The organism is Nocardioides sp. NPDC087217 (assembly GCF_044744805.1).
In the GTDB taxonomy this organism is placed as follows: domain Bacteria; phylum Actinomycetota; class Actinomycetes; order Propionibacteriales; family Nocardioidaceae; genus Nocardioides.
Map to the genome: position 1 here is coordinate 21260 of NZ_JBIUZB010000002.1, position 14494 is coordinate 35753.

Annotated in this window: 12 protein-coding genes; 8 read left to right on the forward strand and 4 right to left on the reverse strand. The window is 64.3% G+C overall.

The genetic code is table 11. The annotated features are described in order from the left end of the window. The first annotated feature begins 19 nt into the window (after positions 1-19). Positions 20-1198: a thiolase family protein gene (locus tag ACIO3S_RS07480; RefSeq protein ID WP_400461127.1), complete on the forward strand. Its 1179-nt coding sequence runs from the start codon at positions 20-22 to the stop codon at positions 1196-1198. Positions 1199-1504: 306 nt separating this feature from the next. On the opposite strand, the gene ACIO3S_RS07485 is transcribed toward ACIO3S_RS07480, so the two are convergent. Next, the gene (locus ACIO3S_RS07485; RefSeq protein ID WP_400461129.1) at positions 1505-2674 is read right to left on the reverse strand and encodes an acyl-CoA dehydrogenase family protein; all 1170 of its coding nucleotides are present in this window, start codon (positions 2672-2674) and stop codon (positions 1505-1507) included. Positions 2675-2982: 308 nt separating this feature from the next. Next, positions 2983-3819, reverse strand: a complete 837-nt coding sequence (locus ACIO3S_RS07490) for a crotonase/enoyl-CoA hydratase family protein (RefSeq protein ID WP_400461131.1) — start codon at positions 3817-3819, stop codon at positions 2983-2985. Positions 3820-4084: 265 nt separating this feature from the next. Here ACIO3S_RS07490 and ACIO3S_RS07495 point away from each other — a divergent pair, with 265 nt between their 5' ends. From ACIO3S_RS07495 to ACIO3S_RS07525, 7 genes are all read left to right on the forward strand, one after another. Continuing rightward, complete coding sequence (locus ACIO3S_RS07495; protein ID WP_400461133.1) at positions 4085-6085, forward strand: FAD-dependent oxidoreductase; 2001 nt, start codon at positions 4085-4087, stop codon at positions 6083-6085. Between the two features lie 77 nt (positions 6086-6162). Next, a complete protein-coding gene (locus ACIO3S_RS07500) occupies positions 6163-6720 on the forward strand; it encodes a PadR family transcriptional regulator (RefSeq protein WP_400461136.1) in 558 nt (185 codons plus the stop codon). Between the two features lie 306 nt (positions 6721-7026). Then, complete coding sequence (locus ACIO3S_RS07505; protein ID WP_400461138.1) at positions 7027-8154, forward strand: acyl-CoA dehydrogenase family protein; 1128 nt, start codon at positions 7027-7029, stop codon at positions 8152-8154. Further along, entirely contained in the window at positions 8151-8924 is a 774-nt protein-coding gene (locus ACIO3S_RS07510; RefSeq protein WP_400461140.1) for an SDR family NAD(P)-dependent oxidoreductase, read from the forward strand. The genes ACIO3S_RS07505 and ACIO3S_RS07510 overlap by 4 nt, the downstream gene beginning before the upstream one ends. A 12-nt stretch (positions 8925-8936) precedes the next feature. Next, complete coding sequence (locus tag ACIO3S_RS07515; RefSeq protein ID WP_400464570.1) at positions 8937-10433, forward strand: class I adenylate-forming enzyme family protein; 1497 nt, start codon at positions 8937-8939, stop codon at positions 10431-10433. A gap of 31 nt (positions 10434-10464) precedes the next feature. Continuing rightward, positions 10465-11337: an SMP-30/gluconolactonase/LRE family protein gene (locus ACIO3S_RS07520; RefSeq protein WP_400464573.1), complete on the forward strand. Its 873-nt coding sequence runs from the start codon at positions 10465-10467 to the stop codon at positions 11335-11337. Between the two features lie 105 nt (positions 11338-11442). Then, entirely contained in the window at positions 11443-12483 is a 1041-nt protein-coding gene (locus ACIO3S_RS07525) for a phosphotransferase (RefSeq protein ID WP_400461142.1), read from the forward strand. 56 nt (positions 12484-12539) lie between these two features. Here the strand turns inward: ACIO3S_RS07525 and ACIO3S_RS07530 are convergent, their stop codons facing one another. Together ACIO3S_RS07530 and ACIO3S_RS07535 are read right to left on the reverse strand one after the other, a co-directional pair. Continuing rightward, positions 12540-13343, reverse strand: coding sequence for an enoyl-CoA hydratase-related protein (locus ACIO3S_RS07530; RefSeq protein WP_400461144.1), 804 nt, complete (start codon positions 13341-13343; stop codon positions 12540-12542). Continuing rightward, positions 13340-14491 carry a CaiB/BaiF CoA transferase family protein gene (locus ACIO3S_RS07535; protein WP_400461146.1) on the reverse strand — a complete coding sequence of 384 codons (1152 nt, stop codon included), beginning with the start codon at positions 14489-14491 and terminating at the stop codon, positions 13340-13342. The genes ACIO3S_RS07530 and ACIO3S_RS07535 overlap by 4 nt, the downstream gene beginning before the upstream one ends. Between the last annotated feature and the right edge of the window lie 3 nt (positions 14492-14494).

Sequence of the window (14494 nt, forward strand, 5' to 3'; positions counted from 1 at the left end):
TCAGAAAGAAGGCACCAGCATGCGCTCAGCCGTCATCGTCGATATCGTCCGGACCGCCTCCGGAAAGGGAAAGCCAGGCGGCGCCCTCTCCGGGGTCCACCCCGTCGACCTGTTCGGGACCCTCCTCGCCTCGCTCGCCGAGCGCAACGACCTCGATCCGGCCGTCGTCGACGACGTGATCGCCGGCTGCGTCACCCAGGCGGGTGACCAGGCCCTCAATGTCGCCCGCAACGCCGTGCTGGCCGCAGGCTTCCCGATCGAGGTTCCCGGCACTACCGTCGACCGGCAGTGCGGGTCTTCGCAGCAGGCCACACATTTCGCCGCCCAGGGCGTTATCGCCGGCGCGTATGACGTCGTGATCGCGGGCGGCGTCGAATCGATGAGCCGCGCCCCGATGTTCTCCTCAGCTCGCGGCGGCCACCCCATGGCGCCCCTCGGTGAGCGATTCCCGTCCCTGCCCAACCAAGGCATCGGCGCTGAGCGGATCGCCGCACAATGGAGGCTCGACCGCGAGGCACTCGACACGTTCTCTGCCGAGTCGCACCGCCGCGCCGCGACGGCAACCGCCGGCGGTGACTTCGGCCAGGAGATCGTCCCGATCGCGCTTTCCGACGGGAGCCTTTACACCGAGGACGAGACCATCCGCGCCACGACGTCCGTGGAGGGGCTCGCCGACCTACGACCGTCGTTCTACAACGATGAGATGGCCGCTCGGTATCCGGAGATCGGATGGCACATCACTCCCGGAAACTCCTCGCCACTGACCGACGGTGCAAGCGCGGCGCTGATCATGAGCGAACAGAAGGCCAGTCAGCTCGGGTTGACCCCGCGGGCTCGGTTCCACAGCTTCGCGGTCGTGGGTTCGGATCCGGAGATCATGCTGACCGGCCCGATCTCGGCGACGCACAAGGTCCTCAGGAGGGCCGGACTCACCATCGGCGACATCGACGCCTACGAGGTCAACGAGGCGTTCGCGTCGGTACCGCTTGCGTGGGCGGCGGAGTTCAACTCAGACCCCGGTAAACTCAACCCCCGCGGTGGCGCGATCGCCCTCGGTCACCCCCTTGGCGGATCCGGGACCCGGCTGATGGCAACTATGGTCAACCACCTTGAGGCCACCGGTGGGCGCTACGGCCTCCAGACCATGTGCGAGGGAGGCGGAATGGCCAACGCCACTATCATCGAGCGCCTCGGCTGACCCCCGGAGACGGCGGAGATCTCGGTAGAATCCGGCGAGCTGCAAGTGCTGACGCATGCGCCCCGGCGCGGTTCCTCCCGAACGAGCCTTTGTGGGCGAACCTCTGCGGCGTCGCCAACGGGCAGCGCTGAATGGGCAACTGGCGTGACGACGCCCCGCGCCATGGATTCGAAACATGTGGCGACGGTGGCGTTCCGTTCGAGACGGGGCAGGGGAGTGTCAAGGTCCTGCGTCAGCCAAAGGTCACCGGTCATTGAGTTCACGATTGGGTTTGAGGCGGCTTACGGACTTCTGGAGCGACAAGAGTCAGTTGTCTCGCGCGCCAAGCAGTTCGCGTGCCATGACGAGGCGTTGGATCTGGTTGGTGCCTTCGTAGATCTGGGTGATCTTGGCGTCGCGCATCATGCGTTCGAGGGGGAAGTCCTGGGTGTAGCCGGCTCCGCCGAGGAGCTGGACGGCGTCGACGGTGATCTCCATGGCGGTGTCGCTGGCGAAGCATTTGGCGGCTGCTCCGAAGAAGGGCAGGTCGCCGGCGTGCCGCTGGGACTTGGCGGCGGCGATGTAGACGAGCTGGCGGGCGGCCTCGAGCTTCATCGCCATGTCGGCGAGCATGAACTGGATCCCCTGGAAGTCGGCGATGTGCTTGCCGAACTGCTGGCGTTCCTGGACGTAGGCCAGTGCGTGGTCGAGGGCGCCCTGGGCGATGCCGACGGCTTGGGCGGCGATCGTGATGCGGGTGTGGTCCAGGGTGCGCAGGGCGAGCTGGAGGCCGGTGCCGGGTTCGCCGATGATGCGGTCGCCGGGCAGGTAGACGGCGTCGAACATCAGCTCGCAGGTGGGGGAGCCTTTGATGCCCAGCTTCTTCTCGGGTGCGCCGATGGTGAACCCCTCGTCGCTCTTCTCCACGACGAAGGCACTCACGTTGGATCCGCGCCGGCCGTCAGGATCGGTGACGGCGAGGACCGTGTAGTAGTCGGAGACACCTGCGTTGCTGATCCACGACTTCTGGCCGCTCAGCACCCAGTGGTCGCCGTCGCGGACGGCGCGGGTCTTCATGGAGGCGGTGTCGGAGCCGGCCTCGCGCTCGGAGAGGGCGTAGGAGAACGTCGAGGTGCCTGCGGCGAGCGGTGGGAGGTATCGCTGGCTGAGGCTTTCGGAGCCGGCGAGGATGAGCGGGAGGCTGCCGAGCTTGTTGACCGCGGGGATCAGGGAGGAGGAGGCGCACACGCGGGCGATCTCCTCGATGATGATGCAGGTCGCCAGGGCGTCGGCGCCCTCGCCGCCGTACTCCTCCGGTACGTGGGCCGCGTGGAGGCCGGAGGCGACGAGCGCGTCGTAGGCCTCGGTCGGGAACCGGCTGCTGGCGTCGACGTCGGCGGCGTAGGGGGCGATCTTGTTCAGTGCGATCGCGCGCACGGCCTCGCGCAGGTCGAGGTGGTGGTCGGCGAGCTCGAGATTGGGAACGTCCGCGGTCATGGTGTGTCTCCATCGTCGGGTGCGGTTGACGGTCTGTCGACGGGGCAGTAGGGGTGGAGGCCGTGGCCGGTCTTACGGCCGGCCCAGCAGGCCAGTGCCGACCACTTGGGCCAGGGGTGGAGGGGCGTAGAACGCCTCCTTGCAACTCCTCGTACAGCGACTTGCCCGCGGCCTTCGTTGGATCTTCGACGGCGCTGCGTGCTAACAGAGCCCACTGACCGCTGGCAACGACGGTCTTGACGAGCCGGCGCGGGCCGACCCGCTCTGTCCGCTGTCACGATTACGGAGTACCTTCCTTGCCGTGTCGACTAACGGCCCGAGAACACTGGGTCGCGACCTTCGGTGAATGCCTGCATGGCTTCGCGAAGGTCCTGGCTGAAGATGAAGGCGGCATTCCAGGCCGCGGTGTAACGGAGGCCCGCCGCGACGCGGGGCCCTCTTTCTGTATCCAGAACCTCCTTGACCCCGCGGAGCACCAACGGCGAATTCTGGGCCATACGCGCAGCCGTCCCGGCTGCGGAGGCCATCGTGTTCTCGGCGCCGTCCGTCACGTGATTCACGAGGCCGATCGAGGCGGCCCTGCTCGCTGAGATGTCATCGCCTGTGAGGGCGAGTTCGCGCAGATGACCGTCGCCGATGACGCCTGCCAGTCTCTGGAGACTTCCAAGATCAGCGACGATACCCACGCGCACCTCGCGTACGCTGAAGACCGAATCGCTGGAAGCGATACGGATGTCACACGCTGCCGCGAGGTCGACGCCGGCACCGACGCACCATCCGGTGATACATGCGATGGTGGGCTTTCGGCATGCCGCGACCGCGTTGATGGCGTCCTGCCACCCTTGGAGCAGCTCGAGGAAGTCCTGCCGCGCTTCGGTGTCGCCCGCCTCGGCGAGGCTGATGAGGAGACCGCCTGCGCTCTTGAGGTCCAGGCCAAGCGAGAAATCCTTGTCGGGCCCGACCAGGATGACGACGCGGACCGCGTCGTCCTGATCGAGGGACTTGAATACCTCGCCCAGCTCCTCGAAGAGTCGGGCATCCATGAGGGCACGTCCTCCGGGGCCGACGAGACGTACCCTGGCAATCCGTTCTTGCAGTACGACCTCGATGCGGCGCTCGCCGGACAGGTCAGACTCGGATTCCACGTTCTTGACACCCCTCGCATTTGTATGTCGACGACCCGGGTGCTCGAAGTATGCGGGCTCTGCAAGGTTCGAGAACGGGGTCGCGTATCCCACACTCTGCCTTCGCGGCATTGCGTCGTGCGCGACCTTGCCCCGGTCGTGGTCGGAAGACCAATCGGCACTCGGTTGCTCGATTATGCACTTTAGTGCACAATCGAGCAACCAGCTCGCCCCAGCGGTTGGGACAACACAGAGAGAACGTGCAATGACTCGCTACCCGCACCTCATGTCACCCGTCGACCTCGGCTTCGCGACACTTCCGAATCGCGTAGTCATGGGCTCGATGCACCTAGGGCTGGAGGAGGCCCCAGATGGATTCGAGCGGATGGCGGCGTTCTACGCCGAGCGCGCTCGCGGGGGTGTCGGCCTGATGGTCACCGGAGGCATCGCCCCCAATCATCCTGGCCGGCCGTTCGAGACCGGTGCGACGATGACGACCGAGAATGATGTGAACGACCATCAGCTCATCACCCGCGCCGTTCATGAGGCGGGTGGTCGGATCGTCATGCAGATCCTCCACTTCGGCCGCTATGCCAAGCATCCTGACCTGGTGGCGCCGAGTGCCGTGCGCGCCCCCATCAACCAGTTCACCCCGCGAGCGATGATGACCGCCGAGGTCGAATCGACCGTCGAGGACTTTGCGCAGGCCGCTGTCCTCGCGAAGCGGGCCGGATACGACGGTGTGGAGATCATGGGGTCCGAGGGTTACCTGATCAACACCTTCCTCGCGTCGAGCACTAATCTTCGGGACGACGAGTGGGGCGGCGATTTCGCATCCCGCATGCGTTTCCCGATCGAGATCGTGCGCAGAACCCGCGAACGGGTCGGTGAAAAGTTCATCGTCATGTTCCGGATGTCGATGCTCGACCTCGTGCCGGGCGGCTCCACTCTCGAGGAGACCTTGGAGCTCGCCAAGGAGCTGGAGGCCGCGGGGGTGACGATTCTCAACACTGGCATCGGGTGGCACGAGTCTCGAGTGCCCACCATTGCGTCCTCGGTCCCGCGCGCGGCGTTCGTAACGGCGACGGAGCGCCTGATGGGGATCGTCGGCATTCCGGTGGTCGCCAGCAACCGGATCAACGCTCCTGAAGTCGCCGAGGAGATCATCTCCTCGGGTGCGGCAGACATGGTGTCGATGGCGCGGCCGTTCCTCGCTGACCCGGACTTCGTCTCAAAGGCTCGCGACGGTCGCCCGGAACTCATCAATACCTGCATCGGATGCAACCAGGCGTGCATCGACCACACGCTCAGTGGCCAGTTGACGAGCTGCCTGGTCAACCCGCGGGCTTGCAATGAGACGTTGATCGACCTGTCGATCTCTCCGAGGCGACGCCGCATCGGTGTTGTCGGCGCCGGTCCTGCTGGGATGGCGTTCGCTCTGGCAAGCGCGCAGAAGGGCAACGATGTGGTGCTGTACGACGCCGAGCCTGTGATCGGAGGACAGTTCGACATCGCCCGACGTATCCCTGGCAAGGAGGAGTTCAGCGAGACACTGCGGTACTTCCGCAATGCGCTACCGCTGGCGGGCGTCGACATCCGGCTCGGCGAGAAGGTCACGGAGGATGAGTTACGCGATGGAGCCTACGACGATGTCGTCCTCGCCACGGGAATCAGGCCACGCGCGCTGGAGCTCCCAGGTGCTGACCACTCCAAGGTCGTCTCCTATCTCGACGTACTCCGGGGTGAGGCCGAGGTCGGACGCTCGGTTGCGATCATCGGTGCTGGCGGCATCGGCTTCGACGTCGCGGAGTTCATCACCCAGGAAGGGTCGCCGGCTAGCTTGGACAGCGGAAGATTCTTCAATGTATGGGGCGTCGACCCCAGCTTCGATGCGCCTGGTGGCCTCACCGCGGCGGTGGAACAGCGAGTCGAGCGAGAGGTGTACCTCTTGCAGCGGAAGGCGTCGAAAGTCGGCGCCAGCCTCGGTGTCACAACGGGCTGGATCCATCGAGCCGAGCTGGCTCGCCGCGGTGTCCGGAGTATGTCGGCCGTGACCTATCTCCGCATCGATGATCACGGTCTTCATGTCCAGGAAGGCGGTCGACCCCAGACGCTTGCGGTCGATACGGTCATCGTCTGTGCCGGCCAGGAGCCGAACCGTGACCTGCACGATCGGCTGCTCACGGTCGGAATCAGGCCCCATCTCATCGGTGGTGCAGACGTCGCAGCTGAGCTCGACGCCAAGCGAGCGATGAGGCAGGGCATGTTGCTCGCGGCTACGATGTGAGGTCCACGTCGTACCTGCCGTCGGCTGCTCCGTGGGGGGTATACGACACTTGGATCTCCGTCTACCCGAAGGCCATCATGTCGCTGCGCCATGCAATTCTCACCGCTCTGCTGGAGCGGCCGTCGTCTGGCCTCGACCTCACCCGCCGGTTTGACCGGTCTATCCGGTTCTTCTGGTCGGCCACGCACCAGCAGGTCTACCGTGAGCTCGCGAAGCTCGAGACGGAGGGGCTGGTTCGGACAGTTCCTCAACCGCCTTCGCGCGGCAGCCGCAAGGAGTACGAGGTCCTGGGCAATGGCCGCGATGATTTGCTTGCATGGGTAGGGCAGAGCGAAGGCCCCAAGCCGATCCGTGACCCGCTCCTGGTCCGACTGCGTGCTGCCGCTGCACTCGCCCAAGGTCGTGAGTCGATACTGGCGCAGATGCGCCTGCATCGCGCTGAGCACCAGAGGCAGCTCGATGAGTACCTCGAGATCGCCGAGCGCGACTTCAAGGGGGATCTGGACGAAGCCGGGCAGTTGCGCGGTCTGATCCTGAAGGCTGGAATCGGGCTGGAGGAGTTCTGGATCTCCTGGCTCGAGGATGCGATCGCAGACATCTCAGTGATGAGTGACGCCTCCACGGATCGGTACTGAGACGCAGTCAAGCGTCGGGCGAGAGATTTAAGGCCGAGACCACCTCGATAGGGCTCCCGTCGCTCTTTCGCGAATCGAACCTCTCTTCGGTGTGCCCTGGGGTCGGTGTGCCCTGGGGTCGGTGTGCCCTGGGGTCGGTGTGCCCTGGGGTCGGTGTGCCCTGGGGTGGGCGCTCGGCCTGTGCGGTCGAGTCTTGTGGCGCCGCGCGACCTGTCAGGTGGTCGCGGAACTTGACAATGATGATTCATCATTATACAAATTGGGAGTCGAGTAACACTGGACGGACTAGTCGAGGGGTAGGCGCGAATGCTGACGGATCTTGAGCTCTCGGTACAGGAAGTGACGCGCAGCTACGTCGAGCGCCAAATCTCGCCATACATCCAACACTGGGAGGACGAGGGCGAGGTCCCAGAGCATGTGTGGCGAGAGCTCGGCGACCAAGGTTTCTTCGGGCTAGCCGTCGATGCGGAGTTCGGAGGCGCCGGTGCAAGCGTGACTGCTTGGGCTCTCATGATCGAGGAGCTCGCCAAGGGCGACTGTGCCATTGCCAACCAGGTCGGCGGGACGAACTTCCCGTTCGGGTCGAAGCTCTCCGAGCTCGGCACCCCCTGGCAACAAGAACAGTTCCTGAAGCCAGCTGTGGCAGGCGACTACTACATCTCGTTGCTCCTCAGCGAAGCGCACGCAGGGTCCGATCTATCCCAGATCCGTACGAAGGCCACGAGAAGCGGCAAGGGGTGGGTCATCAACGGTGAGAAGAACTGGATCACCGGTGGAGCCACATCCGGCGCCGGCATCCTGCTCGCAACGACCGATCCGGATGCGGGGGCCCGTGGTCTCACGCTGTTCCTTGTCAGGCCGGATATGCCCGGCTACAACGTGGTGAGACGCGAACCGAAGATGGGCCACCGCGTCATCGACATCTGTCAGATCTCCCTCGACGACCTCGAGCTCAGTGACGATCACGTGCTGGGTGAAGTGGGAATGGGGTATCGCACCATCCTGGACGGGTTGGACACGAGTCGGATCGGCGTCGCGGCACAGAGCGTGGGTGTCGCGCAGAAGGCCTTCGACCTGGCACTCGAGTACGCCAAGGAGAGGGTCAGCTTCGGTCAACCGATCTTCCAGCACCAGGCGATCGGATTCAAACTCGCCGAGATGGCGACCAGCATCGAGGTCGCTCGCCAGATGTATTTGAGAGCGGCTGAGCTGAAGGAATCTGGCGCGCAGTCGATGCGCGAGTCGGCCATGGCGAAGCTGTTTGCATCTGAGATGGCGGAGTCCGTCTGCAGCGCGGCAGTTCAGATCTTCGGCGGCGCGGGTTTTGCTGGGGGCGGACTGGTAGAGAAGCTCTATCGCGACCAACGGATCCTGCAGATCTATGAGGGGACTAGCGAAGTCCTGAAGATGCTCATCCAACGGGAGCTGGCATGAATCGACCATTGACGGGCCAGATCGCCCTCGTGACTGGCGGGGGAAACGGGATCGGTGCGGCGATCGCCAGGCGCCTGGCCACCGCGGGCGCCTCGGTCGCCATCATGGATCGCGATGAGGCATCAGCCCAGGCTGTCGCGAGCGAACTGGAAACCATCGCCGAAGCAACCATGGTTGTGGTGGCTGACATCAGTGACAATGCTGCGGTGGCCAGCGGGGTATCGGAGGTCGAAGCGGCCATTGGGCCGATCGCCATCCTCATCAACAACGCCGGGTGGGACTCGCTTCGGCCGTTCCTCGACAACGACGTGGCGCATCGTGACCTCATCATCGACATCAATCTCAAGGGCATGATCAACGTGACACACGCCGTGCTCACCAGGATGGTCTCCCGCGGTCACGGACGCATCGTCACGATCTCATCGGACGCCGGTCGGGTCGGGTCATCGGGGCAGGCGGTCTACTCAGCGTGTAAAGCGGGCACGATCGCGCTGACGAAGTCGATCGCGCGAGAGGTTGCCAGGCATGGGATCACCTTGAACGTAGTGGCGCCGGGTCCCACCAGAACCAAGATGATGGCCGAAGCGCTCGAAGGTGACGACGAGGCCGCGAAACACATTCTCGAGCGGATGACCAAGGCGGTGCCGATGCGGCGCATGGGCGAGCCGGAAGACGTCGCGGGAATCGCTGCCTTTCTCGCGTCGGACGAGGCATCTTTCATTACAGGCCAGGTCATCAGTGTGTCTGGCGGCCTCACTATGCATGGTTAGGACGTGGTGGACATGAATGTTGTCGAATTCTTGGCAGACCTCGAGGGGAGGTCGGGGGAGCGGCCGATCATCTACTTTCGCGACCGCGGTGTTACGACAGCCGCCTTCCGGAAGCTCGTCTCGGATGCGGCCGCAGCGTTGGATGCGGCCGGAGTGCGTCTGGGAGACCGTGTGGCGCTGCTAGCGTCGAACCGTCCGGAGTGGCTGGCAATCTACTGCGCCACCCTGGCGAGAGGTTCGACCCTGGTCCCGCTCAACCCTGCTCTGTCGGCATCTGAGGTCGCCTACATCCTGGCCGACTGCGCGCCAACCTTGGTCATCGTCGACGACAAGAACCAGGTCCGAATCCCTCGCGACTTGACGGCACCGGTTGACGTCCTCGCCGAGCCTGAGGCGCAGGCATGGGATGTAGACGAGGGCAGCAGGTGGCCCCAAGTGGTTGACGTACCAGGCAGGCATCCGGCGCTCATCCATTACACGTCGGGGACCACCGGGCACCCGAAGGGCGCCGTGCTTCCGCACGTCGGCGTCGCTGCCACTCTCAGTCGAACGACCACATGGATCGAATCCACGGCCGACGACACCATCTTGATCAATGGATCGCTTGCCTTCATCATGCACTCCACCATTGCCGCGATGGGACACATCGCCATCGGCGCGACCGTCGTGCTCCAAGAAAGGTTTCACCCCGCTGAAGCGGTCAATGCCATCAACCTCTACGACGTCACGGTCATCATGTGGGTCCCGACGATGTACGTGATGGTCTGTGAATGGCTTGAGTCGCATCCGATCGAGACGGCCGGCTCCCTGGACAGTCTGCGCGCCTGTGTCTCCTCGGCGGCGAGCTTGCCGTGGAGCCTGGTGGAGCGGATGCGTTCTTTGACGGGCAAGACTCCGCACAACGCATGGGGAATGACCGAGGGTACTCCGTTGACCGGATTTCCCCCGAGGGTGACACCTGTCCCCGACTCGATCGGCCCAGCGATCGGGGACAGCGAACTCCGCATTCTTGGTGCTGATGGTGAAGAGCTGGGTGCTGGCGAGGTGGGTGAGATCGTCTTCCGGAGTCCGAGCAACATGATCGAGTACTACAACAGGCCCGACGCCACAGCGAAGACCATCATCGATGGCTGGGTCCACTCCGGCGACCTCGGTCACCGCGACGAAGCCGGAAACTTCTACATCTCCGGGCGGATCAGCGACATGATCATCCGCGGCGGCGCGAACATCTATCCCGCGGAGGTGGAATCGGTTCTAACTGAGCACGAATCGGTTGCCGAAGCTGCTGTTGTCGGAGTCGCCGATGAGCGGTTCGGCGAGCTTCCGGTGGCATTTGTCGTCCCTCGAAGCGGTGCGTCGGTGGACGACGATGCGCTGAGGGAGTTCTGCGCATCCAGACTCGCCCCCTACAAGGTCCCGGTATGGATCGCGAGTGTTCACGATCTTCCCCGAGGTCCCACGGGGAAGACCTTGAAGCGTGTCCTACGTGAGCAGGCCGCGTCGTCATGAGCTTCTTGATCCGAACGTCGAAAGGGACGGCATGACTACATATCGTGCAGAACGAGTCTCCGCTGGGCACGGCCTTCTCGAGGGCCCTGTCTGGACTCCAGAGGGACTGCTGGTCGCTGATGCCACGGCCGGAGGTGTCCTTCGGATCAGTGACTCCGGAGTGACGGAGACGGTGATTGAACACCGTCGGGGGATCGGCGGTATGGCGATCCATAGTGGTGGGGGCCTGGTGATCAGCGGTCGGAATGTGGCGGTCAAGGGCTTGGTCGGAAGTGACGATACTGCGACGCATGTGCTGAAGGAGAACGATCCGACCAACGGGATCATCGGCTACAACGATCTGACGGTCGACGCCCACGGTCGCCTCTATGTCGGCTCGCTTGCTTTCGTCGCCTCCGAGTCGCGCGATGTCGACAAGCCAGGCCAGCTCTTCTGTATCGACCTCGACGGTTCGGCCAGGATTGTGGCAGATGACATCCTCTTGACCAACGGGCTGGGGTTCTCTCCCGACGGTTCGCTCCTGTATCACGCAGACACGCTTCGATCGACCGTTTTCGTCTATGAAGTCGGAGACGGTGGCAGCCTCGGTCCTAAGCGGCCGTTCGTGCAGAGGAGCGACGACGGCCATCCAGATGGCCTGGCCGTGGACGTTGCGGGCAACGTCTGGGTGGCGCTGCCCCACACCGGTCGGGTCGCCTGTTTCGACGCGGCAGGCCGTTGCACTGCGTCGATTCAGATCGACGTCCCGATGGTCACGAGCCTCACCTTTGGTGGTGAGGACATGCGTGACCTGTACATCGTCTCAGGCTCTGAGGGTCTCGACTCCGACCGCGGAGCGGGAGTGTTCAAGGCGCGCGTCGAGACGCCTGGGCTGGCGATCGCCCGGTGTCGGGTCCCGCTGTGAGCAGGCTCGGAGAACGATGGATGAGTGCGGTGGCTAATGAACGCTCTTGACGCTGGTGGAGGACCTGGCGCAGATCGTCAAAGCATCAATTCCGGAGTCACGGGTGTGCGTGAGCAGCACCGGTTCGACGAAGCGCGGCTGGCTCATTGGCTTCGCTCGACGGTGGTGGGCTTCGACGGTCCCTTGAAGGTGGCTCAGTTCCGCGGCGGGCAGTCGAATCCCACATATCGGTTGACCACTCCCGGCGCTGACTACGTCCTACGTCGCAAGCCTCCCGGTCAGCTTGTGCCTGGCGCGCACGCTGTCGATCGGGAGGCCCGCGTCATGTCGGCGTTGCACACGGTGGGGATCCCTGTCCCGAAGGTGGTCGCGGAGTGCGGTGACGATGCCGTCATCGGCACTCCGTTCTACCTGATGGAGCTTGTGAACGGACGGATCTTCTGGGACAGCAGAATGGCTGGTGTACCCACTGGCGACCGAACGAAGATGTTTGATGACATGAACCGCGTCGTCGCTGCTCTGCACACAGTAGATCCCGACGCGGTTGGGCTAGGTGACTTCGGACGCAGAGATGGCTACGTGCGACGCCAACTGGAGCGATGGTCACGGCAGTACGACTCAGCCCGGGGCGACGCAGATCGCGACCCAGACGTCGACTGGCTGCGCGACTGGATCCGAGAGAGAGTGCCAGTTGACGCGGGAGTCTCGGTGACACATGGAGACATCAAGTGCGACAACCTCATCTATCATCCCACTGAACCCCGGGTGATCGCCATACTCGACTGGGAGCTCGCGACCTTGGGTGACCCGCTCGCAGACTTCGCGTACAACACGCTGATGTACCACCTTCCGCGTACGATCGCGGGCGGCTTGGGAGACCTTTCGGCCGATGAGCTCAAGGTTCTCGGGATCCCCTCTGAGACCGAGTATGTGGCCAGCTATCGCGAACGGACCGGACGCGTAGACTCGGCGGGCCTCGATGTCTATCTCGTCTTCAATGCCTTCCGGCTCTACGCGATCATGCATGGCATTCGAGCGAGGGTGCAGCAAGGCACTGCGGTGTCGGCGCACGCGGGCGACATGATCGCTGCCATGCCGCGGTTGCTCGAGGTCGGTCGGCGTCTAGCAGAGCGAAGCCCCGCCTGATCAGTCGCGCCTGAGTCGACGGCGTGTCCCCGCGACGCGGGGACACGCCGTCGCCGTCACTCGAGCCATCGACTCCTGAATGTCGGCGCACGCCTACCCGCGAACGCGTCGACGCCTTCTTGGAGGTCTGTGCCCGAGAAGGAATCGACGCGTAGCTGTTCGAGCGCGGCGGTCTCGACGGGCCGATTCAGTGCCTGCGCGATAACTAGCTTCGACAGCCGGATCGCGTATTGTGACTGGCTGGCCAGTTGCCTGCAGTAGTCCTCGATCGCTTCGTCGAGCTCAACTGCCGGCAACGCCGAGTCCACGAGGCCCAGTCGACATGCGGTTGCCCCGTCGATGCGACGGGCCGTGAACAACAGGTCTCGGGCCGCGCTGACGCCAACGAGCTCGATCAGGCGGCGGGTCGAGCTGAGGCTGTAGGCGACGCCCAGGCTCGTGGGAGGCGTCGCCAGCGTCGACGACGTGGTGGCGAAGCGGAGATCGCAGGCCATTGCGATCTCGAGCCCCCCGCCGATGCAGTAGCCGCTGATACGCGCAATGGTTACGCGTCGACAGTCTCCGACGGTCCGCTCTGCGGAGCCGATCGCATTCAGGTACTCTCGCCCGGCACGCGGTTCGCCGAGACTGGCGCGCAGATCGGAGATGTCGGCGCCCGCGGCGAACGCCCTGTCGCCGGCACCGCGAATAACGATTGCGACGACGTCAGGATGCGCTTCGGCCTGGGCGATCAGTTCCGGGATCGACCGCCACATGTCGAGCGTCAACGCATTTTGAGCGTTCTGCCGATCAATGGTCAAGGTAGCGATGCGACCCGCGAACGACAGCTGGATTCGCCCCTCGGTCGGCTCGGAGTTCATCGGGCGCCTCCGTCTCTGGTCGAGTTCTCGCCATCATCGCCTCCGCGGATGAATCGTGGCGCGGACGTTCCGAGACGAGGTGCCGATCGTTCGTCGTTTCGTCTAAACGTGCGGTGAATAGGGCTGGGTATCGCAGCGAACCGCCGGCCGGCAGCGCTCGCGGTCTCCTCGAAAGTCCCGCGGACCGCCCAGTGCGGATGGGCGAACGCTTCTTCAGGAGTCGTCATGATCGACACGCACGTATCGACGTCGTGGAGCAGGGATCGCCAGTATTCACCGACGCGCTGCGAGAAGACGTCAGCGAGGTGAGCCCGGACCAGCTCTGGGTCGGCACTCTCCAGCCGGAGCGGTGCTGGAACGGACAGGACTTCGCAGAGCTGCAGCCAGAAGCGCTCCTCCAGGGCAGCGACGGCAACCACGGCTCCGTCTGACGCGGCGTACAGCCCGTAGCGCGGTGAACCCCCTGCTGGATGCACCGTCCCAGGCTCGCCTGAGCTACCGGAAACGTCTACTTGAGCTCGGATCCACCAGTGCCACATGAACAGGTTTTCGGTCATCGCAATATCCAGATGTGTTCCGTGCCCTGTCGACTCCACAGCGCGAAGCGCGAGAAGGACGTTCACGAGTGCTGGGTACGTCCCTCCGCCGATATCCGCGATGAACGTCGGCGGCAGGTGTGGAGCCCCGTCCGACTCCGCGCGTCGCGCCGATGCCAGCAGACCTGCGTCGACGAGATAGTTGAGGTCGTGCCCGGCTTTCGTCGCCAACGGCCCGGTCTGGCCGTACCCGGTGATCGAGCAGTACACGAGGCGCTTGTTCAACGATCGGGCCTGCTCGTATCCGAGCCCTAGGCGTTCCATCACGCCAGGCCGGAACTGCTCGATGAGGACGTCAGCCTCGGCGATCATGGGCTCAAGCACCGCCGTCGCCGTCGGGTCCTTCAGATCGACCACGATGCTGCGCTTGCCACGGTTCAGGTTCGCGAAATCGGCTGGAGCAAGAGCGCGCATGTCGTCCCCTGTCCCTGGACGCTCGACCTTCACCACGTCGGCGCCGGCGTCGGCGAGGATCAGGCTCGCAAGTGGCCCCGGCACGAGGGACGAGAAGTCCAGCACTCTGACACCGGTGAGAGGTAGTGGTGACGACAAGGT

What these genes read in the sequence shown, in the direction of transcription:
- ACIO3S_RS07480 (WP_400461127.1), top strand. Translation starts at nt 20, where the DNA reads ATGCGCTCAGCCGTCATCGTCGATATCGTCCGGACCGCCTCCGGAAAG.
- ACIO3S_RS07510 (WP_400461140.1), top strand. Translation starts at nt 8,151, where the DNA reads ATGAATCGACCATTGACGGGCCAGATCGCCCTCGTGACTGGCGGGGGA.
- ACIO3S_RS07530 (WP_400461144.1), bottom strand. Translation starts at nt 13,343, where the DNA reads ATGAACTCCGAGCCGACCGAGGGGCGAATCCAGCTGTCGTTCGCGGGT.
- ACIO3S_RS07515 (WP_400464570.1), top strand. Translation starts at nt 8,937, where the DNA reads ATGAATGTTGTCGAATTCTTGGCAGACCTCGAGGGGAGGTCGGGGGAG.
- ACIO3S_RS07500 (WP_400461136.1), top strand. Translation starts at nt 6,163, where the DNA reads ATGTCGCTGCGCCATGCAATTCTCACCGCTCTGCTGGAGCGGCCGTCG.
- ACIO3S_RS07505 (WP_400461138.1), top strand. Translation starts at nt 7,027, where the DNA reads ATGCTGACGGATCTTGAGCTCTCGGTACAGGAAGTGACGCGCAGCTAC.
- ACIO3S_RS07495 (WP_400461133.1), top strand. Translation starts at nt 4,085, where the DNA reads ATGTCACCCGTCGACCTCGGCTTCGCGACACTTCCGAATCGCGTAGTC.
- ACIO3S_RS07520 (WP_400464573.1), top strand. Translation starts at nt 10,465, where the DNA reads ATGACTACATATCGTGCAGAACGAGTCTCCGCTGGGCACGGCCTTCTC.
- ACIO3S_RS07485 (WP_400461129.1), bottom strand. Translation starts at nt 2,674, where the DNA reads ATGACCGCGGACGTTCCCAATCTCGAGCTCGCCGACCACCACCTCGAC.